The organism is Streptomyces sp. GL_141, from assembly GCF_057834385.1.
In genome coordinates this window covers 1,844,913-1,865,556 of sequence record NZ_CM174402.1, presented here as the reverse complement: position 1 = coordinate 1,865,556, position 20,644 = coordinate 1,844,913, and the positions used below count along the sequence as shown (strand labels likewise).

Below are 20,644 nucleotides of genomic sequence, written 5' to 3'. Positions count from 1 at the left end.
AGCGCCACGGCGACCGTAGCACGATCAGGATGGAGGTTTCTCTCATACTTATGGCCGGTAGTGACCGTTTCGTACTGCGTCGGCCCCTTGACGTCTCGATGCGCAAAGGCTCGACTAAGGGTTCACAAGTTGGAGAGACGCCGGGGTCTCGTGTCAGCCGGGGCATGCAGCCGCTGACTGGCCCCGGCCGGGGGGCGACGGCTTGCCGTTGCTTATGGGCAGGAGTGAATGAGTCGTGCAGACTCCCGGATCGCAGTCCTCACTGCATCGCGCCAATCTGGAGCGCGTCGTACGGGCGGTACGGCTCGCCGGTTCGCTGACCCAGGCGGAGATCGCCCGGAGCACCGGACTGTCGGCGGCCACGGTCTCCAATATCGTCCGGGAACTGAAGGAGGCCGGGACCGTCGAGGTCACGGACACCTCCGCCGGCGGCAGGCGGGCGCGCAGCGTCTCGCTCAGCGGGGACGCCGGCATCGTGATCGGCGTCGACTTCGGCCACACCCACCTGCGGGTGGCCGTGGGGAACCTGGCCCACCAGGTGCTGGCCGAGGAGTCCGAGCCGCTGGACGTGGACGCCTCCTGGGTCGACGGCTTCGACCGGGCGGAAGCCCTGGTGGGACGGCTCGTCGAGGGCATCGGGATTGGCCGCGACAAGGTCATCGGCGTCGGGCTCGGCGTACCGGGCCCCATCGACCTGGAGTCCGGCACCCTCGGGTCCACCGCGATCCTGCCGGGCTGGGCCGGGATCAACCCCCGGCGCGAGCTCTCGCAGCGCCTGGGCGTACCCGTCTACGTGGACAACGACGCGAACCTCGGGGCGCTGGGGGAGCTGGTCTGGGGGAGCGGGCGCGGGGTCAAGGACCTCGCGTACATCAAGGTCGCGAGCGGTGTCGGAGCCGGTCTCGTCATCAACGGGCAGATCTACCGGGGACCCGGCGGCACCGCCGGGGAGATCGGGCACATCACGCTGGACGAATCGGGTCCGGTCTGCCGCTGCGGCAACCGCGGCTGCCTGGAGACCTTCGCCGCGGCGCGCTATGTGCTGCCGCTCCTGCAGAGCAGCCACGGACCGGAGTTGACGATGGAACGGGTGGTGGAGCTGGCCCGTGACGGGGACCCCGGCTGCCGTCGGGTCATCACGGACGTGGGCCGTCACATCGGCAGCGGCGTGGCCAGTCTGTGCAACCTCCTGAACCCGAGCCGGGTGGTCCTGGGCGGCTCGCTCGCGGACGCCGGTGAACTGGTGCTGGCCCCCATCCGTGAATCCGTGGGGAGGTACGCGATCCCCAGTGCCGCCCGGCAGCTGTCGGTGCTCACGGGGTCCCTGGGCGGGCGGGCCGAGGTGCTGGGAGCGCTGGCCCTCGTACTGAGCGAGATGGGCGATTCGACGCTTTTGGCGGAAAATGGAAGTGGAGTGCGAGCTCCCGCCGTCTTGTCTTCAGCTAGATAACGAATGGCGTCGTTGTCATCTCGTTAAGCATTCACTCCTTGACGACAAACTCGCGGCCGGGGTTGACTCACATCCACCTCGGCCGCAGTGCTGCGGCCTCGTCAGGGAGGTTCAAGTAATGAACACGCGTATGCGCAGAGTTGCCGTCGCCGTTGCCGCCGGCACCATGGCCGTATCGCTCGCCGCTTGTGGCAGCGCGAAGGAGTCCGGGGACAAGAAGGACTCCGCGACCGGCGCCGTCAAGGGTGGCGCGATCAAGGTCGGTCTGCTCCTGCCGGAGAACCAGACCGCGCGTTACGAGAAGTTCGACAAGCCGCTCATCGAGAAGGCGGTCAAGGACCTCACCGCGGGCAAGGGCGAGGTCGTCTACGCCAACGCCAAGCAGGACGCGACCACGCAGAACTCGCAGGTCGACACGATGATCACCAACAAGGTGAACGTCCTGATCATCGACGCGGTGGACTCCAAGGCCATCGCCGGCTCGGTCAAGAAGGCCAAGGAGGCCGGCATCCCGGTCGTGGCCTACGACCGCCTCGCCGAGGGCCCGATCGACGCCTACACCTCCTTCGACAACGAAGAGGTCGGCAAGGTCCAGGGCAAGGCGCTCCTGGAGGCCCTGGGCACCAAGGCCAAGGACGGCCAGATCGTCATGATGAACGGCTCGGTCACCGACCCGAACGCCGCGCTGTTCAAGAAGGGCGCGCACTCCGTCCTCGACGGCAACGTGAACGTCGGCAAGGAGTACGACACCGTCGAATGGAAGCCGGAGAACGCCAACACCAACATGGCGGCCGCGCTCTCCGCGCTCGGCAAGGACAAGGTCATCGGCGTCTACTCCGCCAACGACGGCATGGCCGGCGGCATCATCACCGCCCTCAAGGCCGCCGGCGTGGACCCCCTGCCCCCGGTCACGGGCCAGGACGCCGAACTCGCCGGTGTGCAGCGCATCGTCGCGGGCGAGCAGTTCATGAGCGTCTACAAGCCGTACGCCCCCGAGGCCGAGGCCGCCGCGAAGATGGCCGTCGCCCTCGCCAAGGGCGAGTCGATCGCGACCACCGCGACCGCCAAGGTCGACAGCCCCACCACCAAGGGCGTCCCGTCCCTGCTGATCCCGGTCGTCTCGCTGACCAAGGCGAACGTGAAGGACACCGTCATCCGCGACAACGTCTACACGGTCGACGAGATCTGCACCGACAAGTACGCGGCCGCCTGCGCCACCGCCGGCCTGAAGTAAGGCCCCCCGCCGCTCGGTTCGCCGAGCCGGCCCCCCGTGCCTGTCCGGCGCTCCCGCCTCCATCCCGCCACCGGCGGGGCGCCGGACAGAACAGAAACGTTTCTCTCGCATCCCCCGTGGTCCTGCTCTTTTTGTACGACATCCCCGCCGGTCAGGCGGCAAGGAGATGGTTCATGTGTCCGCTGCGCCCGTACTGGCGTTGCGAGGGGTCTCGAAGCGGTTCGGTGCCGTTCAGGCCCTCACCGACGTAGAACTCGAGATCCACTCCGGCGAGGTGGTCGCCCTCGTCGGCGACAACGGCGCCGGTAAGTCCACGCTGGTCAAGACGATCGCCGGCGTGCACCCCATCGATGACGGCGTCATCGAGTGGGAGGGCCGCCCGGTCTCGATCACCAAGCCCCACGACGCCCAGAACCTGGGCATCGCGACGGTCTACCAGGACCTCGCGCTGTGCGACAACATCGACGTCGTCGGCAACCTCTTCCTGGGACGCGAGCTCAAGCGCTTCGGCGTCCTCGACGAGGTGGAGATGGAGCGGCGCGCACGCGAGCTCCTGACCACCCTGTCCATCCGGATCCCCAGCGTCCGCATCCCCATCGCCTCGCTCTCCGGCGGCCAGCGCCAGACCGTGGCGATCGCCCGCTCCATGCTGGGCGAGCCCCAGCTCGTGATCCTCGACGAGCCCACCGCCGCCCTCGGCGTCGAGCAGACCGCACAGGTGCTCGACCTGGTCGAGCGGCTGCGCGAGCGCGGTCACGCCGTCATCCTCATCAGCCACAACATGGCCGACGTGAAGGCCGTGGCCGACAAGGTGGCCGTCCTGCGGCTGGGCCGCAACAACGGCGTCTTCTCCGTGAAGGACACGTCGCAGGAAGAGATCATCTCCGCCATCACCGGGGCCACGGACAACGCCGTGACCCGCCGGGCGGCCCGCACCGGGGAGGCCCGCAAGTGAGCACCCAGCACATAGACCCCGTCAATCCGGCGGCCGCCCACGACGCCATACCGGCCGTGGACCCCCGCCTGCTCGTCCGCGAGCAGGGCTTCGCCGGGTACGTGAACGAGTTCGGCCGCAAGCTCAAGGCCGGCGACCTGGGCTCCGTGCCCGTCGTCCTCGGCCTGATCATCATCTGGAGCATCTTCCAGGGGCTGAACTCGAACTTCCTCGGCGCCGAGAACCTCACCAACATCGCGATCACGATGACGGCCACCGGCATGATGGCCGTCGGCATCATCTTCGTCCTGCTGCTCGGCGAGATCGACCTCTCGGTCGGCTCGGTCAGCGGCGTCTCGGGCGCGATCGTGGCCGTCCTGTCGGTCACCAACGGCGTCAACGAATGGCTGGCCATCCTCGCGGCGATCGCCGGAGGTGCCCTGATCGGCTCCCTCCACGGCTTCTTCTTCGCCAAGATCGGCGCCCCGGCCTTCGCCGTCACCCTTTCGGGCCTGCTCTTCTGGTCCGGCGCCATGCTGCAGATCCTGGGCAGCAACGGCACGATCAACCTCGACTCCGAGGGCGTGGTCGGGCAGCTGACCACGTACTTCTTCTCGGACGTGGCCGTCGGCTACGGGCTCGCCGCCCTCGCCGTGGTGGGGTACTTCCTCGCCACCTTCTCCGACAACCGGCGCCGCGCCGCCGCAGGGGTCCCCTCCCGCCCGCTCGGCGAGATCCTGCTGCGCACCGGGCTCCTCGCGGTGTTCACCTTCGGTCCGGCCATGGTGTTCAACCAGTACAAGGGCCTGCCGCTGGCGATCGTGCTCTTCCTGCTGGCCCTGGTCGGCACGGACTTCCTGCTGCGGCGCACCGCCTTCGGCCGCCAGGTCTTCGCCCTCGGCGGCAGCGTCGAGGCCTCCCGGCGTGCCGGCATCAACGTCAACCGGGTCCGGATCACGGTCTTCGCGATCGCCGGCACCTTCGCGGCGATCGGCGGCCTCTTCTGGGCCTCCAAGATCGCGGCGGCGAACCAGAGCGCCGGCGCCGGCGACCTGCTGATGAACGTGATCGCGGCGGCCGTCATCGGCGGCACCAGCCTCTTCGGCGGCCGCGGCCGGACCTGGAACGCCCTCCTCGGCGTCATGGTCATCACCTCCATCCAGTACGGTCTGGCCCTGGAGGGAATCGCGACGCCGATCCAGTACATGATCACCGGCGCGGTCCTCCTCGCCACCGTGGTGATCGACTCGGTCACCCGCAAGACGCAGAAGACGGCCGGGCGCGCCTGACCGGCGTGCGCGCGGTCTGACGCGGCGGTAAGAACCGTCACAGTGCCCGGTGCCACTTCGTGTGGTGCCGGGCACCCGTGCGTAGGCGTGTACGCACGGATGTGCGGGTATTCCCCCTTTTGGGGGGTGTGGCTCCGTACTGATGTGTACAGGTATGACAAAGGTGTGACCTGACCGGGACCGCGCTTTACTGACGCCCGAGTGGCGAACATTAGACTCGGCAGACCAGCAAGCGACTGCAAGGAGGCACGGGTGCTGCTGACCCGCATCAAGGGACCGCGCGATCTGGACCGGCTCAGCCAGGAGGAGCTCGACCGGCTCGCCGCAGAGATCAGGACCTTCCTCGTCGACGCCGTCTCCAAGACCGGCGGGCACCTCGGCCCCAACCTCGGTGTCGTCGAGCTGACGATCGCTCTGCACAGGGTCTTCGACTCGCCCAAGGACAAGGTCCTCTTCGACACCGGCCACCAGGCCTACGTGCACAAGCTGCTCACCGGCCGCCAGGACTTCGGCGGCCTGCGCACCAAGGGCGGCCTCTCGGGCTACCCCTCGCGCGCCGAGTCCGAGCACGACGTGATCGAGAACTCGCACGCGTCCACCGTGCTCGGCTGGGCCGACGGCTTCGCCAAGGCCAACGAGGTGCTCGGCAAGGAGGACCACCACGTCGCGGCGGTCATCGGCGACGGGGCCCTCACCGGCGGCATGGCCTGGGAGGCGCTGAACAACATCGCCGCCGCCAAGGACCGCCCGCTGGTGATCGTCGTCAACGACAACGAGCGCTCGTACGGCCCCACCATCGGCGGCCTCGCGAACCACCTGGCCACCCTGCGCACCACGGACGGCTACGAGCGCTTCCTGGCCCGCGGCAAGGACCTCCTGGAGCGCACCCCGGTCGTCGGGAAGCCCCTCTACGAGACCCTGCACGGTGCCAAGAAGGGCCTCAAGGACTTCATCGCCCCGCAGGGCATGTTCGAGGACCTGGGCCTGAAGTACATCGGTCCCATCGACGGCCACGACATCGAGGCCCTGGAATCGGCCCTGCAGCGCGCCAAGCGCTTCAGCGGGCCGGTCATCGTGCACTGCCTCACCCAGAAGGGCCGGGGCTACGAGCCGGCCGTCCAGGACGAGGCGGACCGCTTCCACGCGGTCGGCGTGATCCACCCGGACACCGGCCTGCCGGTCTCCACCGACGCCGCCAGCTGGACCTCGGTCTTCGCCGACGAGATGGTCAAGCTCGGCAGGGACCGCAAGGACATCGTCGCCATCACCGCGGCCATGCTCCAGCCCGTCGGCCTGAAGAAGTTCGCCGACGCCTACCCGGACCGGATCTTCGACGTCGGCATCGCCGAGCAGCACGGCGCCACCTCGGCGGCCGGCCTGGCCTCCGGCGGCGCCCACCCGGTCTTCGCGGTGTACGCGACCTTCCTCAACCGCGCCTTCGACCAGGTCCTGATGGACGTGGCCCTGCACAAGTGCGGGGTCACCTTCGTCCTGGACCGCGCCGGTGTCACCGGCACCGACGGCGCCTCCCACAACGGCATGTGGGACATGTCCATCCTCCAGGTGGTTCCGGGCCTGCGCCTGGCAGCCCCGCGCGACGCCGAGCAGCTGCGCGCCCAGCTGAACGAGGCCGTCCTGGTGAAGGACGCGCCCACCGTCGTGCGCTTCTCCAAGGGCGTCGTCGGCCCGGCCGTCCCGGCCGTCGGCAGGATCGGCGGCATGGACGTGCTGCGCCGTCCGGCCGACGAGGTCACCCGGCCGGACGTACTGCTCGTCTCGGTCGGCGCACTCGCCCCGATGTGCCTGGAGATCGCCGACCTGCTCGACAAGCAGGGCATCTCCACGACCGTGGTCGACCCCCGCTGGGTCAAGCCGGTGGACGAGGCCCTGGCCCCGCTCGCCGACCGCCACCGCGTGGTCGTCACCGTCGAGGACAACAGCCGCGCCGGCGGTGTGGGCTCCGCCGTCGCGCAGGCACTGCGGGACGCGGGGGTCGACGTACCGCTGCGTGACTTCGGCATTCCGCAGCGCTTCCTGGACCACGCCACGCGCAAGGAGGTCATGGCCGAGATCGGTCTGACCGCCCCGGACATCGCGCGGCAGGTCACCGGCCTGGTGGCCAAGCTGGACGGGCGCTACGACAGCGAGCCGGCCGCCGCCGTCGACTGATCATCTGCGGTTGCACGTCACGGGCCGGGAGGTTCACCCTTGGAGGGTGGGCCTTCCGGCCCGTTTCGTTTCGATGCGGTCTGCCCTGCGGAGGTGCGTCGGTGAGTAGGAACCTGAACGGTCCCTTCCGTACCAAATCAGTCGAACAGTCGATCCTCGACACGGAAGAGCCGGAACACCAGCTCAAGAAGTCGCTCTCCTCCTGGGACCTGACCGTCTTCGGCGTCGGCGTGATCATCGGCACCGGCATCTTCGTCCTCACGGGCAAGGTCGCCAAGGAGACCGCCGGTCCCTCCACGGCCCTCGCGTTCGTCGCCGCCGGCGTCGTGTGCGCGCTGGCCGCCCTGTGCTACGCCGAGTTCGCCTCGACGGTTCCGGTGGCCGGATCCGCGTACACCTTCTCGTACGCCTCGATCGGCGAGCTGCCCGCCTGGATCATCGGCTGGGACCTCGTGCTGGAGTTCGCGCTCGGCACCGCCGTCGTCGCCGTCGGCTGGTCCGGGTACGTCCGCTCGCTCATGGACAACGCCGGCCTCCACCTGCCCGCCTCGCTCCAGGGCCCCGACGTTCCGGGCGGCCACTTCGACCTGCTCGCCTTCGTCCTGGTCCTGGTCCTGACCGTGATCCTGGTCGTCGGGGTGAAGCTGTCCGCGCGGATCACCGCGGTGGTCGTCGCGATCAAGGTCACGGTGGTGCTCATCGTGATCATCGCCGGCGCGTTCTTCATCACGAAGTCCAACTACACGCCGTTCATCCCGCCGGCCGAACCCCAGACGGGCGGCTCCGGACTCGATGCCCCGCTCGTCCAGCTGCTCTTCGGCTACGAGCCCACCAACTTCGGCGTCATGGGCATCTTCACCGCCGCCTCCGTGGTCTTCTTCGCCTTCATCGGCTTCGACGTGGTGGCCACCGCCGCCGAGGAGACCAAACTCCCGCAGCGGGACATGCCGCGCGGCATCCTCGGCTCGCTGATCATCTGCACCGTGCTCTACGTGGCGGTCTCGATCGTGGTGACCGGCATGCAGAACTACAAGGAGCTCTCCGTCAGCGCCCCGCTGGCCGACGCCTTCAAATCCGCCGGCCATCCGGTCTACGGGGGCATCATCAGCTTCGGCGCCGCCGTGGGCCTGACGACGGTGTGCATGATCCTGCTGCTCGGCCAGACCCGGGTGTTCTTCGCGATGAGCCGCGACGGCCTGCTGCCGCGCTTCTTCTCGCGGACCCACCCGAAGTTCCGTACGCCCTACCGGCCGACGATCCTGCTCGGCGTGATCATCGCCATCGTCGCCGGATTCACCAGCATCAACGAGCTGGCGACCCTGGTGAACATCGGCACCCTCTTCGCCTTCGTGGTCGTCGCGCTCGGCGTGATGGTCCTGCGCCGCACCCGGCCCGACCTGCACCGGTCCTTCCGCACCCCGTGGGTGCCGCTCGTGCCCATCCTGTCGATCGCCGCGTCGGTCTGGCTGATGCTGAACCTGCCGGCCGAGACCTGGCTGCGGTTCGGGATCTGGATGGTCATCGGCATCGCCGTCTACTACCTCTACGGGAAGCAGCACAGCCGGCTGGGCCGGGGCGAGGGCATGACCCCGAACCCGGCACGTGAGGGGCGTTGAGCCCGTCCTACGGTGGGGTCATGGAGATCACCGTGGGACTGGAGCCCTGGTCGGAAGACGACTTCTGGCTGCTGCTGCGCAAGAACGAGCCGGCCATGACGGACCACTTGGGCGGTCCGGAGACCGAGGCCAAGCTGCGGGAGCGCCACCAGCGCTACCTGGCGATGAACGCCCGGGAGCCGGGGGCCGGGCGGATGCTCCGGGTCGTCGCCGACGGCGAGACCGTGGGCAGCAGGGTTCGTACTCCTCGGAGAGGTGCGGTTCGAGTATCCGCCGGGGCAGTGGCACGCGAGCGGTGACTGGCGCGTGGTGCTGGGCGGCGAGGGCTCGTAACGCCGACGAGCCCCGGCACCCTTGCGGGGCCGGGGCTGCGAGCCGGGGGCGGAGTCGGTCAGCCGCCGGTGGCGGGGGACTTCTTGGCCGAGGCCGGGATCGGCTCGTCCTTGCGCAGGGCGTCCCACAGCTGGCCGGACTGCGGCTCCACGGCGACGACGCGGTTCTCGTCGATCTTGTCGTAGGCGACCGGAAGCATGATCGTCTCCATGGTCTCCGGATCCACGCCGTTCATGCTCTGGGCGAAGTCCGACAGGCCCTTGAGGGAGTCGAGTTCGGCGTCGGTGGTCAGCGCCTTGGTGCCGGCGTCGGCGAGCTTGTAGAGCTTGGCCGGGCTGGTGAGGATGTCCTGCTTCTTGATCTCGGACAGCATCGCGATCATGAACTTCTGCTGCAGGTCGATGCGTCCGAGGTCGCTGCCGTCACCGTAACCGTGGCGGGTACGGACGAACTTGAGCGAGTCCGTGCCGTTCAGGCGGTGCGTGCCCGCGGCGAGATCCAGACCGCCCTTGATGGGCTTGTCGAGGGTGACGTCCACGCCGCCGAGCGCGTCCACCAGCTCCTTGAAGCCGGCGAACTCCACCTTCACGAGGTGGTCGACGCGGACTCCGGACATCTGCTCGACGGTCTTGACGACACAGGCCGGGCCACCGGTGCCGATGATGGCGTTCATCATGACGCGGTTCGCGCCCGGGATCGTCTTGCCGTTCTTGTCCTTGCAGTCCGGCCGGGTCACGAGGGTGTCGCGGGGGATGCTGATCGCGGTGGCCTTCTTACGGCCCTCGGGTATGTGCACCAGCATGTTGGTGTCCGAGCGGGAACCGCTGACATCACCGTGATCGAGCTCACCGTTGGCGCCGGCGCGCGAGTCGGAGCCGAGCACGAGGATGTTCTGCCCGCTGTCCGGGACCTTCGCCGGCCGGTTGTCGACACCGATCGCCTGGTCCAGGTCGACGCTGTCGATGTTCCCGTTGAGGTGGTTGTATGCCCACCAGCCGGTGCCGGCAGCGCCGAGCAGCAGCAGGACCAGTACGAGCAGGACGATCCTCAGGACGCGCCGTCTGCGCGGACGCACCCCGCGCCCTCCGGTTCGGCGACGACTGCGTACGGTGGTGTCTTGGGTCATACTGCTCGAATCCTCGGGGCCCTGGGTCGGAGGGCAGCGGGCAAGGGTGGCCGGATGCCGCTGCACTATAAGCAGATTTCCAAGTCGAATGGGAGTGCGCTTATCGTCCTCCTGGTCGGCCGTGATGCGGAAAACACAGGAGTCCCCACAGTGAGGGGGAGGGGGAGCGGGAGCCATGGCCCGAAATGCCGGACGTCGTGCGCGACGCGGTGACGCATCTCGCGAGCAGCTGTCCCACCCCCAGGCGGGCCCGGCATCCGCGGTGGCCATCGTCGTCGCCGGCCCCGCCGACGCCGTGCCCCTGATCAACTCCGAACCGGCCGGATCGGTGATCGAACTGGTCTGGCTCGACGGCGGCGCACCCGCCGAGCAGCGGGCGATGGAAGCGGCCGTGGCACAGGCGAAGCGGCGCGGGTGCAGATTCCCCGGGGAACCGTTCCTCCTGTACGCGGCGGACGGCAATCTCACGGGCCAGATCCTCGACGTGCTCCACGAGATCGGACCCGTGCGCGTCCGCACCCTCGATCCGGACCCCGCGCACACCGACTTCGACCGCGAGCGCAAGCTCCCGATCGTCAGCGAGCCCGCCGCGCGCGGCCAGGTGGCGCGCAGCACGCTCCGGGCCGCACGCCGCTACCAGCTCGCCGTCGGCGCCCCGGTGTTCGTGGACTGCCGCCGGGCCGGCGCGGACCCGGCGCTGCCCGCCGCGGCCTGCTCCCGCTACCCCCGCCCCTCCCAGTGGCTGCTCACGGGCAAGGACGGGCGGCTCTCCGCGTACCTGCCGACGGCCGCCGGCGTGGTCCGCTGGACCGAAGGGCGCACCGAGGCCGAGGGCTGGAGCGGACCGGAACTGCTCCAGGGCCCGGAGCTGCTGCCCGCGCTGACCGTGCTGCGGGGCCCCGAGGGCTACGCGTACCTGATCGGCCTGAGCCGGACCAAGCGCAAGGACAGCGGCTCCGACGTCGAGGTGGTGTACGCCGCCCAGTACCAGACGGGCCGGCCCCTCGGCCCCTGGACCACCGTCGGCAATCCCAACGCGGCGAGCTGGCAGATGGCCCGGGAAACCGGTTTCCCCGTGGCCACCTTCGACGCGAACGGCGTGCTGCACGTGTTCGTGCGCAACTTCGGGCACAGCGTCAGCGTGCGGCGGCAGACCCCGAAGGGGCGCATGTCGGGCTGGGAAGCGCTGGGCGGGCTGCGGGTGGCCGACGAGCTGGTCGCCTTCCCGGCCGCGCAGGGCGGGGTGCAGCTGGTGGCGAGGGCGCGCGACACCGCGTCCGCGGGGCACTTCTTCCAGCAGGACGTGAAGGCGGCCTGGGTGGAGAACCGGCGGATCCCCGTGAGCCCGTACCCCGGCAGCCTCTCGGTGGCCCCGGACGGCGGGGTCGTGCGCTTCCGCTACGCGGGGAGCAACGAGGTCTGCGTCTGGTGGCCGGGCGCGCAGGTGCCCATCGGCCTCGGCGGGCCCGAGGGGATCGGGCCGGTCACCGGGGTGACGGGAGCCGACATCCAGGGATGGGGCTGCACGGTGCTCGTGCGCGAGGGCACCGGCGGAGTGACGGCGATCGGTGCCTACCCCGACGGGCGGCCGGACACCGGCGTCTGGTGGGAGGAATCCGGGGAGCCCTCGGTGGTTCCGCCCGCCGCGGCTTTCGACAGCCGGGGCCGTGTGGTGATCGCCACAGTGGGAATGGACGGTTCCCTCCGCGTGGCGCGCCAGCAACTGGGATCTCAAGGCTTGGAGTTCACTCCGTGGACTGTCCACTAAGGATCGTTTAAGTCACCGATATGCAGGTTTAAGCACAGCGGTGGTCGCCTTGCGTGCTGGATGGTGCCACGCGTGACTTGTTATGGTCATTCAGCGCCCATTTACCTGGACCATAGGTGAACGTTCGGCGTCACGGGGGCGGCGCTCGTCTTCGTGTCTCGTGGGGTGGGCGCAGGCGCTCTGTTGACCAGGTTCGCGCCGTTGACGACTGAGGGGTTATGTCCAAGCTGTCACTGAAGGCCGTCCAGAAGCTCACGTGCAAGAAACGGGACGCCTGGTGGACGGTCCTTCTGGTCGATCCGATCGCGACCCGCCTCGTCTGCGTGTTCGCGCGCTGGAACTTCGTGACGCCCAACCGTGTGACGTGGGCGGCGCTCTACGTCGGCCTCGGCTCGGCCTACTTCTTCCTCCAGGGTGACTGGCTCTCCCTGTGCATCGGCGCGGGGCTGTACCACATCAGCTTCATCCTCGACTGCATCGACGGGAAGCTCGCCCGCCTCAAGGGCAACGGCACCATCTTCGGCGGCTGGCTCGACTACGTCTTCGACCGCATCCGTGTGCTCTTCTGCGCGCTGGCCCTCATGGGCGGGCAGTTCCTGCAGCACGACGAAGAGGTCTACCTCCTCGCGGCCCTCGTCGTGATCTTCCTCGACATGCTCCGCTACGTCGACGCCCTCCAGATCTACAAGATGCGCATGTCCATGCGTAACAAGATCGAGGCCGTCACGCTCGCCCGCCAGGCCGAAGAGGGCATCGAAGAGGAAGAGCGGAAGGTCGTCTTCATCGAGGACCTCCTGCGGGAGAACCCCCTCGGTCAGGCCGACGAGCTCAAGCGGGAGACCGCGCAGGTCGAGCAGGCCGAGGTCATCGACCTCCACCAGCAGTTCCGCGAGAGCTTCCCCTGGTACGCACGGTTCCGCCACGCCCTGGTGCAGAGCCGCATCCGGCCGCACCTCATCAGCGGCATCGAGTTCCAGATGTTCATCTTCATCGTCGGCCCCGTCATCGGTCACATCCTGTGGACCACGGCGGCGTCCGCGGTGCTGATGGGCGGCTTCGAGCTCGTGATCATGTTCAAGTTCTGGCTCTCCACCCGCGACTTCACGCGCACGATGGAACGCCTCGACCCGGGCAACATCCCGTCCAGGGCCGGCTCCATCGCCCCGCACCTGCACGCGGGACGCCACCGGCGCCGCGGTGAGGACGACCTGGGCGGGATCGACCCCGCCCAGATGTTCCCCGCGCCCGAGCCCTACGAGGACCCCGGGTTCGAGCCGTTTCCGCGGGCCTACACGGATCAGTTCACGGGCAGCGTGACCGACACGATGCAGCTGGCCCAGATCCCCTCGCAGAACTCGCAGCGACCTGACTACGCCGAACGAGAGCGCCACCCCAGATGAGTTACCCGGTCGACATCTCCCCGTACGGTGTCACGATCGTCATTCCGGCCTTCAACGCGAGCGCCACTCTCGCCCGGGCGATCCAGTCGGCCGTGGCCCAGACGCACCGCGGCATCGAGGTGCTCGTCGTCGACGACTGCTCCACCGACGGCACCCGGGGCGTCGCCCGCCAGTTCGCCCGCCAGGACCCCCGGGTCCGCATCATCGAGCGGCCGCACAACAGCGGCGGCTGCGGCGCCCCCCGCAACAACGGCATCGAAGCGGCCGCCGGCCAGTTCGTGATGTTCCTCGACGCGGACGACGAGCTGCCGCTCAAGGCCGTCGAGACCCTGCTCTCCTCCGCCGTCGTCACCGGGTCGGAGGTCACCGCCGGCCGCGTCGTGCGCATCAACCAGGCCACCGACGAGGTCACCGTCTGGCAGCCGCAGCTGTACCCCGCCGACCAGACGGTCGGGGGCCTGTCGGCCATGCCGGAGCTCTTCGAGGACCCGATCGCCGCCGGCAAGCTGTACCGGCGGGACTACCTCAACAACTTCGGCATCCGCTTCCCCGAGGGCGTCTTCTTCGAGGACACGTACTTCTCCACGGTCGCGAACTTCCACGCGCGCTCGTTCACCATCCTCGCCACCCCCGTCTACCGGTGGATGTGGGAGCGGGAGTCCGACCAGCCCTCGATCACCAACCGCCGCCACGAGCTGCGCAGCATCGGTGACCGCATCCGGGTGCACCAGTACACCGACAGCTTCCTGCACAGCGTCGGCCGCCCCGACCTGCTGGCCCGCAAGGCCGCCAAGTTCCTCTCGCACGACCTGCGCCTGTACACCCCCGAGCTCCGCAGCGGCGACCGCAACTACCGCAACGGCTTCCTCGCGGCCGTGGCCCCGTACCTGCGCACCCTGGAGCCCACCACCTACGAGCTGTGCGGGCCCATGGAGCGGGTACGCGCCTTCGGCCTGATGCACGGCCGGGTCGACATCGCCGTGTCGGCGTCCGACTACATGCGCCGCCGCAGCGTCATCAGCTCCGACGTCGTGGAGCGGGACGGGCGGGTGTTCTGGTCCGGGTCGCTGCTGCGCCACCCCGACGCCGAGCGCTTCCTGGAAGTCACCGAGCTCGACCTGACCGGCCAGAAGCTCGCCGAAGCCCGCCTCTACAACCAGGCGACCTCGGTCGAGCTGATCGACGGCGAACTTCACATAGCGGGCGCGATACGCAACCAGTTCGGCCGGGTCCGCCCCGAGGACAAGGTCGAGCTCATCGCGGTGCTGCGGCGCCGCAGCTCCAAGACCGACTACCACTTCCCCGTCTCCAGCGTGGAGATCGACGCGGACTGGATCCGCTACCACGCCACCGTCGACCTCACCTCCACCCTGGACAAGGCCGACCGCGCGGGGCACTGGAACTTCTTCGTCCAGCTCCGCCACGACGGCGAACGGGCCTCCACCGCCCTCAACGTCAGCGGGCTCAACGCCACCAGCCTGCGGTACGCCTCCGCCAAGGGCGTCCACGAGGTCTACGAGACCATCAGCGGGAACCTGGGCCTGCGCCCGGAGACCGAGGAACTGCAGGCCAAGGCCTCCGACCGGGGAACCCCCTGGCTGTGGTGGCAGGACGCCAAGCCGACCGGCCCCGTCCAGCCTCCCGAGCAGTACGTCGCGGCGCTCGTGGTCCTGTGCCACAACGACGAGTACCACCTGCGCGAGTTCCTCTCCTCCCTCGTGGCCCAGGGCAGCTTCGGCGGCACCCAGGTGGTGTTCGTCGACGACGGCTCGAACGACACCACCGCCCAGCAGCTGGCGGCCTTCGCCGCCTACTACCCGAACGCGATGGTCGTCACCCAGCACAGCCTCGGCGCGCGCACCGCCTTCGAGAACGGCCTGCAGTACGTCGCCGCCCCCTACGTGATGTTCGCGCGGGCCCGGGACATCCTCGGCGAGGACTCCGTGGGCCGGCTGCTCACGGCGGCCCGCAAGGCCAAGGGAGCCGACGCCGTCGTCGGCGTCGCGGACAACTTCCCGGGCCCGTGGCTCGGCAAGGACGAGCCGTGGGAGCGCTACTTCACCTCCAAGGGCGCCATCCGCAAGCTGGCCGACGCCCCGTACCTCGTCTTCTCGACCCGGCTCGGCGGCAAGCTCTTCAAGACCTCCTTCGTGCGCGAGCACGGCTTCCGGTGCGGCCCGGGCCACGGCCTCGAGGACGACTGGTTCACCGTCCCGGCCCTGCTGTTCACGAAGACGGTCACCGTCGCACCGGGTGCCCGCTTCTTCGAGCGCGAGGAAGAGAAGCAGAACTCGCTCTTCGACCGCCCCTGGAACGACCCCGCCAAGGCGGTGGACCGGGTCCGGCTGGCCGAGTACGTCCTGACGTCGGTCCAGGGCGCACCGCCCCGGGTCGTCCGCCTGGCCCACCGCTTCGTCGTCCGCTCGCTCCAGCCCTACGTGCGCAACATGCACCGCATCATGAGCAAGACGGAGCTCGCCGGGGTCCTTCCCCTGCTCGCGTCGGTCTACGGCAAGATCCCCGACGAGATCATCCTGCAGTACGCCACGCACCCGCAGTCCAAGGTCCAGCACCACGCGATCGTGACGGGCAACCTCGAACTCTTCGCCGACCCGCTGAGCGCGCCGGAGTTCCTGCCCCGCCTCTACCTCGACGACGAGGGCATCTACCGCCGCCTCGCCAGCGACCCGGTGGAGACGAAGCTGCTGCGCGTCCCGCGGTCCAACGCCGTCATGGAGACCTTCCTCTGGCAGGGCGACGAGATCCAGTTCGAGGGCCTCCTCGTGATCTCCGGCGTCGACATCGACACCCAGTACACCAACCGCATCCAGCTGGTGTTCTCCGACGGACGGCGCGAGGTGGCGCTCCCCGTCGAGCAGGTTTACCGCCGCGACCGCTGGCGCACCCGAAAGAACCAGGACTGGTTCTCCGGCTGGCGCGCCACGGCGCGCCCGTCCGCGCTCAACACCCTCGCCAACACCGAGCTGACCATGGTGATCCGCGTCCTCGACGAGGACCGCCACCACGACCTCAAGCTCGCGGCCCGGATGAACCTGCACCGCTTCAAGGGGGTGCACAGCTCGGGCAAGCAGCGCTTCATCCTGTCGATCGACGAGGAGGAGCAGGTCACCGCGCGCTGGGTGAAGGGCTTCTCGGCCCGGCGCAAGGACAAGCTGCACCGCTTCCGCGAGGAGCTGCGCAACTCCCTCCCGGGCCGTCCCGGCTGGCGCACCCGCTTCATGTACTGGCTGACCTACCCCTACCTGCACGGCCGGGGCATCTGGATCATCGGTGAACGCGAGGACACCGCCCAGGACAACAGCTACCACCTCTTCAAGTGGATCCGGCTGAACCAGCCCAAGCGCAAGATCTACTACTCGATCAACCGCGACGCGCACGACTGGGACAAGGTCGCCCAGTACGGGCAGGTCATCGACAGGCTCTCGTGGAAGCACCGCGCGTACCTGCTGCACGCCGAGCGCCTGATCAACTCCTACGACCTGGAGGCCTACCTCGGCTTCCCGGGCCTGAACAAGCGCTCCTTCCTGCGCGGCTACGGCGACCTGCTGCGCTACAAGCGCGTGTTCCTCGGGCACGGCGTGGGCTACAACGACGTCGTCGCCTCGATCCACGGCCAGACCACCAACGTCGACATGGTCCTCAGCACGGGCCGCAGCGAGCGGTCCTACACCGCGGAGCACTGCGGCTACGGCTACGGGCGCGTCGCCGCCACGGGCATGCCCCGGTTCGACGCGCTGGAGCCGGTGCCGGGGCTCCGGCGGGTCCTGGTCATGCCCACCTGGCGCCGCGACATCGTGGCGCCCTCGTACAACAAGGCGGCCAAGCCCGAGATCCCGTTCGCGGCGTCCGAGTACTACCGCTTCTTCTCGTCCCTGCTGCGCAACGAGCGGCTGCTCGCCGCGCTCCAGTACCACGGGGTCGAGCTGGAGTTCATGCCGCACTACGAGATCCGGCCCTACCTCCAGCACTTCAAGATCGAGCACCCCTCGATCATCGTGTCCTCGACGGGCCGCGACGTGCAGCTCGCCATGCGCGAGTGCTCGATGATGGTCACCGACTATTCCTCGGTGTTCTTCGACGTGGCGTACATGGGCAAGCCGGTCGTGTACACGAACTTCGACGACGAGTCCTTCTACAGCAAGCACTACAAGCGCGGGTACTTCGACATCGACAGGGACGGCTTCGGCCCGGCCTGCCGGACCGTCGACCACGCGGTGCAGGAGATCATCGGCGTCCTCGAGCGGAACTTCCAGCTCGAGCCGCAGTACAAGCAGCGCGTGGACGACTTCTTCATCCTCCGCGACACCTCGAACTGTGAGCGCGCCTTCAAGGTCATCGACTCGATGGACTCCAACATCGTGGGTGACGAGCGGGCCCGGCTGCACTTCGGGGAACGCGGAAACGGGGAGTTCTGAGAAACGTGAAGGTCGCACGATGACGGCGATATACCTGGCGGGCGGATCCACGGTCTGCAGTCGCCGGCGCAGCATGGCGCCCATGGCCGGCTGGGGGCAGACGCTCCCGCTGTTCCTGCAGGGCGTCGAGGTGGTCAACTGCGCCCGCGCCGACGCCGGCACCAAGCGCTTCGTGGAACGCGGACACCTCGGCTGGATCCTGGACGCCATCGAGCCGGAGGACCTCCTGGTCGTCTCCTTCGGCCTCAGCGACATGCAGGAGCGGCCCGGCCGGTACACCGAGCCGTTCGGCGAGTTCCGGACCGATCTGCGGCGCTACGTGAACGAGGCGCGGGACCGCGGTGCCCACCCGGTGCTCGTCACCAGCCACGAACCCCGGGTCTTCGACCGCTTCGGCAACATGCGCCGGCCACTGATGATGTACCCGGCCGCGATGCGCGAGGTGGCGGTCGAGCTCACCGTGCCGCTGGTCGACCTGAACGAGTGGAGCACCGGCTGGTGGCGCCAACTCGGTCCGGACGGCACCAAGAGCCTCTTCGTGCACCTCGAGCCGGGTGAGCACCCCAACTACCCGGGAGGGGCGGCCGACAACGTGCACCTGCGCAGCCACGGGGCGCTGGAGTGCTCCCGGTTCATCGCGAGCCAGTTGCTGGCGCAGGGCATGCTGCCCGCGCAGTTCTTCCGGAACCTGGAGACGGGTTTCGACGCGGACCAGGTGGTGGAGTTCCTCGACGACGCCGTCTTCGATCAGATGACCAAGACACGTGTCGCGGGAGGCATGAAGTGAGCGGGAACTGGTTCCCCCTGGTCCGAGCCTGGGCCACTCAAGGGCCGTACACCGGGGTGCTCGACGTGCTCTCCACGGCGGACCCGGCGTACCCCCTGGTGCCGGGCGCGCAGTTCCAGATCGCCATGACGGTGACCCCGTCGGGCGGAGCGTTCCGCACGTACGGCTACATCCTCGGCGAGAGCCTCGAGGACGGAGTGGTCGTCGAGGACCTCCAGGGTCTGCGCAAGCTTCCCAACGGCCGCTACGCGGTCTTCGCGTCGGGCGACGAACCGGTCACCGCGACCCTCGTGGTACGCGTCCTGGACGAGGGCTCGGACGGCGCGGTCGTGGTGCCGCGCGCGGTCGTCGGCGTCATGCCCTTCCAGGGCGACAAGCTCTCCGCCTCCTCGGGCATCGAGGACAAGGGCTACTACGTGCGCCGCCACAGCATCCCGGCGCGGCGCCTGGACCTGCGCCCCGGCGAAGTGATGTCGCTGCCGGCGGGCGGCACCGAGGGACTGCGCGTGACCGGAGTGACCCTCGCCCGGTACGGCATGCTCGGATGCTCCCCGGACGGCACGGTCACCTACCAGGCCCCCCACTCGTTCCACGGCTACGACCGCTTCGTGTGCACCTACGAGGACCAGGACGGGCACGTGGCCGAGGGTCACGTGGTCGTCCGCGTCGGCGACCTCGGTGCGTCTCCCGGCGCGCTGGGCGCCGTCCGTGGCTAGGCGCACGCGGCTCGCCGCCGCGGCACTGGCCGCCGCCGTCACCCTGGCGGGATGCACGGCGGCCCCCCGGCCCCCGGACGACCCGGCCCCCTCGGGCACGCAGCCCGAGGACCTCCGGCTGCCCGAAGGCGTCACGTACAAGGAGTCCGTCCGCAAGCTCGACGGCCAGGAATCCTCGCACGTGCGGGTCCTGACCATCCGTCCCGACGCCAAGGTCAGGGTGGCGGGCATGCACGGCCCCGCCGTGGCGCACGCCGAGACGGTGCGCAAGATGGCCGAGTCCTTCGGGGCGCTGGCCGCCGTCAACGCCTCCTTCTTCGACATCAGCACCGGCAAGAGCTACGCCGGCTACGACGGAGACCCCCTCGGCCTCTACACCGAGGGCGGCAAGGTCCTCAGCGAGGCGATCAAGGGCCGGCCCACCCTGCTCCTGGGCTACAACCGAGGCAAGCTCAGCGCCCGGGTCGACGAGGTCTCCACCGACGGAGTGGTGGTCTCGGACGACGGGGTGCCCCAGGAACTGGACGGGATCAACCGGGTGCCCGGTCGCGTCCTGGGCTGCGGGGGCGTCGGCGGTGACGTCCTGGCCGTCACGGAGGAGCCGATGCAGGAGCCGTACGGCGGGCTGTGCACGGACACCGACGAGCTCGTGGCCTTCACCCCGGAGTGGGGCGAGCGCACGCCGCCCGGCCCGCCGGGCAGCATGGAGGTCCTGCTCGACACCGACGGCCGCGTGACGAACGTCCGCAAACCCGCCGGAGGCGCCGTTCCCAAGAACGGCAGCACCCTCTACGGGATCGGGACCGGCACCGAGTGGCTGCGCACGCACGCCCTGCCCGGTGCCGCGCTCACCACGTCCTTCGTCATGAACGACGCGTCCGGAGCGGTGGTCCCCGGTCCCGTCGAGACGGCTGTGGGCGGCCGCTACCGGCTGCTGCGCGACGGGGTCCCCGACATCATCGAGCCGACTTCGGCCACGAAGACGGCCCCGCGGACCGCTGTCGGCGTCACCCGGAACGGAAGCCTGCTCCTGGTCACCGTCGACGGCCGGGCGCCGGGGGTGGACGCGGGCGCCACGGTCATGCAGACGGCCAAGCTCATGGCCTCGCTCGGGGCGCGGGACGCCCTGATGTTCGACGGCGGCGGCTCGACCACGATGATCGTGCGCGACGAGCTGCGCAACACCCCGCGCGGGGCCGAGGGCGCGGAGCCCTCGGAGCGGCCGGTGGCCAACGGAATCGGCCTCTTCGAGCAGTGAGCCGGTAGCCGGTTCCGCGCAGCGGGCCGGGTCCGCGCAGTGAACCGGGTCCGCGCAGTGAACCGGCAGACGTGAAGAGCGGGCCGTACGGGGTCTCCTCCCGTACGGCCCGCTCTTCGTGGTACCGG

The 20,644-nt window shown here is 69.3% G+C and carries 14 protein-coding genes; 13 read left to right on the top strand and 1 reads right to left on the bottom strand.

Going from position 1 to position 20,644, the window contains the following annotated elements:
- Window positions 1-235 precede the first annotated feature (235 nt).
- The 7 genes from AC3IX6_RS07930 to AC3IX6_RS07900 all read left to right on the top strand — a co-directional run bounded on the left by AC3IX6_RS07930 (window position 236) and on the right by AC3IX6_RS07900 (window position 8,991).
- Window positions 236-1,450 carry an ROK family transcriptional regulator gene (locus AC3IX6_RS07930; protein WP_489369525.1) on the top strand — a complete coding sequence of 405 codons (1,215 nt, stop codon included), beginning with the start codon at window positions 236-238 and terminating at the stop codon, window positions 1,448-1,450.
- A 130-nt stretch (window positions 1,451-1,580) separates the two neighbouring features.
- On the top strand, window positions 1,581-2,684 hold the full coding sequence (locus tag AC3IX6_RS07925) for a substrate-binding domain-containing protein (protein WP_489369524.1): 1,104 nt from the start codon (window positions 1,581-1,583) through the stop codon (window positions 2,682-2,684).
- Window positions 2,685-2,850: 166 nt separating this feature from the next.
- A complete protein-coding gene (locus AC3IX6_RS07920; protein ID WP_489369523.1) occupies window positions 2,851-3,639 on the top strand; it encodes an ATP-binding cassette domain-containing protein in 789 nt (262 codons plus the stop codon).
- Window positions 3,636-4,907, top strand: coding sequence for a sugar ABC transporter permease (locus AC3IX6_RS07915; RefSeq protein ID WP_489369522.1), 1,272 nt, complete (start codon window positions 3,636-3,638; stop codon window positions 4,905-4,907). The genes AC3IX6_RS07920 and AC3IX6_RS07915 overlap by 4 nt, the downstream gene beginning before the upstream one ends.
- A gap of 252 nt (window positions 4,908-5,159) precedes the next feature.
- Window positions 5,160-7,076, top strand: coding sequence for a 1-deoxy-D-xylulose-5-phosphate synthase (dxs, locus tag AC3IX6_RS07910; protein ID WP_389689615.1), 1,917 nt, complete (start codon window positions 5,160-5,162; stop codon window positions 7,074-7,076).
- Window positions 7,077-7,177: 101 nt separating this feature from the next.
- Window positions 7,178-8,692, top strand: coding sequence for an amino acid permease (locus AC3IX6_RS07905; RefSeq protein WP_489369521.1), 1,515 nt, complete (start codon window positions 7,178-7,180; stop codon window positions 8,690-8,692).
- 20 nt (window positions 8,693-8,712) lie between these two features.
- On the top strand, window positions 8,713-8,991 hold the full coding sequence (locus AC3IX6_RS07900; protein WP_489369520.1) for a hypothetical protein: 279 nt from the start codon (window positions 8,713-8,715) through the stop codon (window positions 8,989-8,991).
- A gap of 92 nt (window positions 8,992-9,083) precedes the next feature.
- Here AC3IX6_RS07900 and AC3IX6_RS07895 read toward each other — a convergent pair whose 3' ends face one another.
- Window positions 9,084-10,151 carry an LCP family protein gene (locus AC3IX6_RS07895; protein ID WP_489369519.1) on the bottom strand — a complete coding sequence of 356 codons (1,068 nt, stop codon included), beginning with the start codon at window positions 10,149-10,151 and terminating at the stop codon, window positions 9,084-9,086.
- Window positions 10,152-10,326: 175 nt separating this feature from the next.
- Here AC3IX6_RS07895 and AC3IX6_RS07890 point away from each other — a divergent pair, with 175 nt between their 5' ends.
- The 6 genes from AC3IX6_RS07890 (at window position 10,327) to AC3IX6_RS07865 (ending at window position 20,516) form a co-directional block, all read left to right on the top strand.
- Window positions 10,327-11,919: a PLL family lectin gene (locus AC3IX6_RS07890; RefSeq protein ID WP_489369518.1), complete on the top strand. Its 1,593-nt coding sequence runs from the start codon at window positions 10,327-10,329 to the stop codon at window positions 11,917-11,919.
- Window positions 11,920-12,137: 218 nt separating this feature from the next.
- Complete coding sequence (locus tag AC3IX6_RS07885; protein WP_489369517.1) at window positions 12,138-13,319, top strand: CDP-alcohol phosphatidyltransferase family protein; 1,182 nt, start codon at window positions 12,138-12,140, stop codon at window positions 13,317-13,319.
- Window positions 13,316-17,755 (top strand): bifunctional glycosyltransferase/CDP-glycerol:glycerophosphate glycerophosphotransferase, encoded by a 4,440-nt coding sequence (locus tag AC3IX6_RS07880; RefSeq protein ID WP_489369516.1) that lies wholly within the window; start codon window positions 13,316-13,318, stop codon window positions 17,753-17,755. Before AC3IX6_RS07885 ends, AC3IX6_RS07880 begins: the two co-directional genes overlap by 4 nt.
- A gap of 19 nt (window positions 17,756-17,774) precedes the next feature.
- Complete coding sequence (locus tag AC3IX6_RS07875; RefSeq protein WP_489369515.1) at window positions 17,775-18,542, top strand: GDSL-type esterase/lipase family protein; 768 nt, start codon at window positions 17,775-17,777, stop codon at window positions 18,540-18,542.
- Complete coding sequence (locus AC3IX6_RS07870) at window positions 18,539-19,258, top strand: Ig-like domain-containing protein (protein WP_489369514.1); 720 nt, start codon at window positions 18,539-18,541, stop codon at window positions 19,256-19,258. Before AC3IX6_RS07875 ends, AC3IX6_RS07870 begins: the two co-directional genes overlap by 4 nt.
- Window positions 19,251-20,516, top strand: a complete 1,266-nt coding sequence (locus tag AC3IX6_RS07865) for a phosphodiester glycosidase family protein (RefSeq protein WP_489369513.1) — start codon at window positions 19,251-19,253, stop codon at window positions 20,514-20,516. The genes AC3IX6_RS07870 and AC3IX6_RS07865 overlap by 8 nt, the downstream gene beginning before the upstream one ends.
- Window positions 20,517-20,644: the final 128 nt, after the last annotated feature.

Bases quoted from the DNA above. Each gene is read 5' to 3' on its own strand.
- AC3IX6_RS07885 (WP_489369517.1), top strand. From the start codon at position 12,138: ATGTCCAAGCTGTCACTGAAGGCCGTCCAGAAGCTCACGTGCAAGAAA.
- AC3IX6_RS07920 (WP_489369523.1), top strand. From the start codon at position 2,851: ATGGTTCATGTGTCCGCTGCGCCCGTACTGGCGTTGCGAGGGGTCTCG.
- AC3IX6_RS07890 (WP_489369518.1), top strand. From the start codon at position 10,327: ATGGCCCGAAATGCCGGACGTCGTGCGCGACGCGGTGACGCATCTCGC.
- AC3IX6_RS07895 (WP_489369519.1), bottom strand. From the start codon at position 10,151: ATGACCCAAGACACCACCGTACGCAGTCGTCGCCGAACCGGAGGGCGC.
- AC3IX6_RS07875 (WP_489369515.1), top strand. From the start codon at position 17,775: ATGACGGCGATATACCTGGCGGGCGGATCCACGGTCTGCAGTCGCCGG.
- AC3IX6_RS07880 (WP_489369516.1), top strand. From the start codon at position 13,316: ATGAGTTACCCGGTCGACATCTCCCCGTACGGTGTCACGATCGTCATT.
- AC3IX6_RS07900 (WP_489369520.1), top strand. From the start codon at position 8,713: ATGGAGATCACCGTGGGACTGGAGCCCTGGTCGGAAGACGACTTCTGG.
- AC3IX6_RS07925 (WP_489369524.1), top strand. From the start codon at position 1,581: ATGCGCAGAGTTGCCGTCGCCGTTGCCGCCGGCACCATGGCCGTATCG.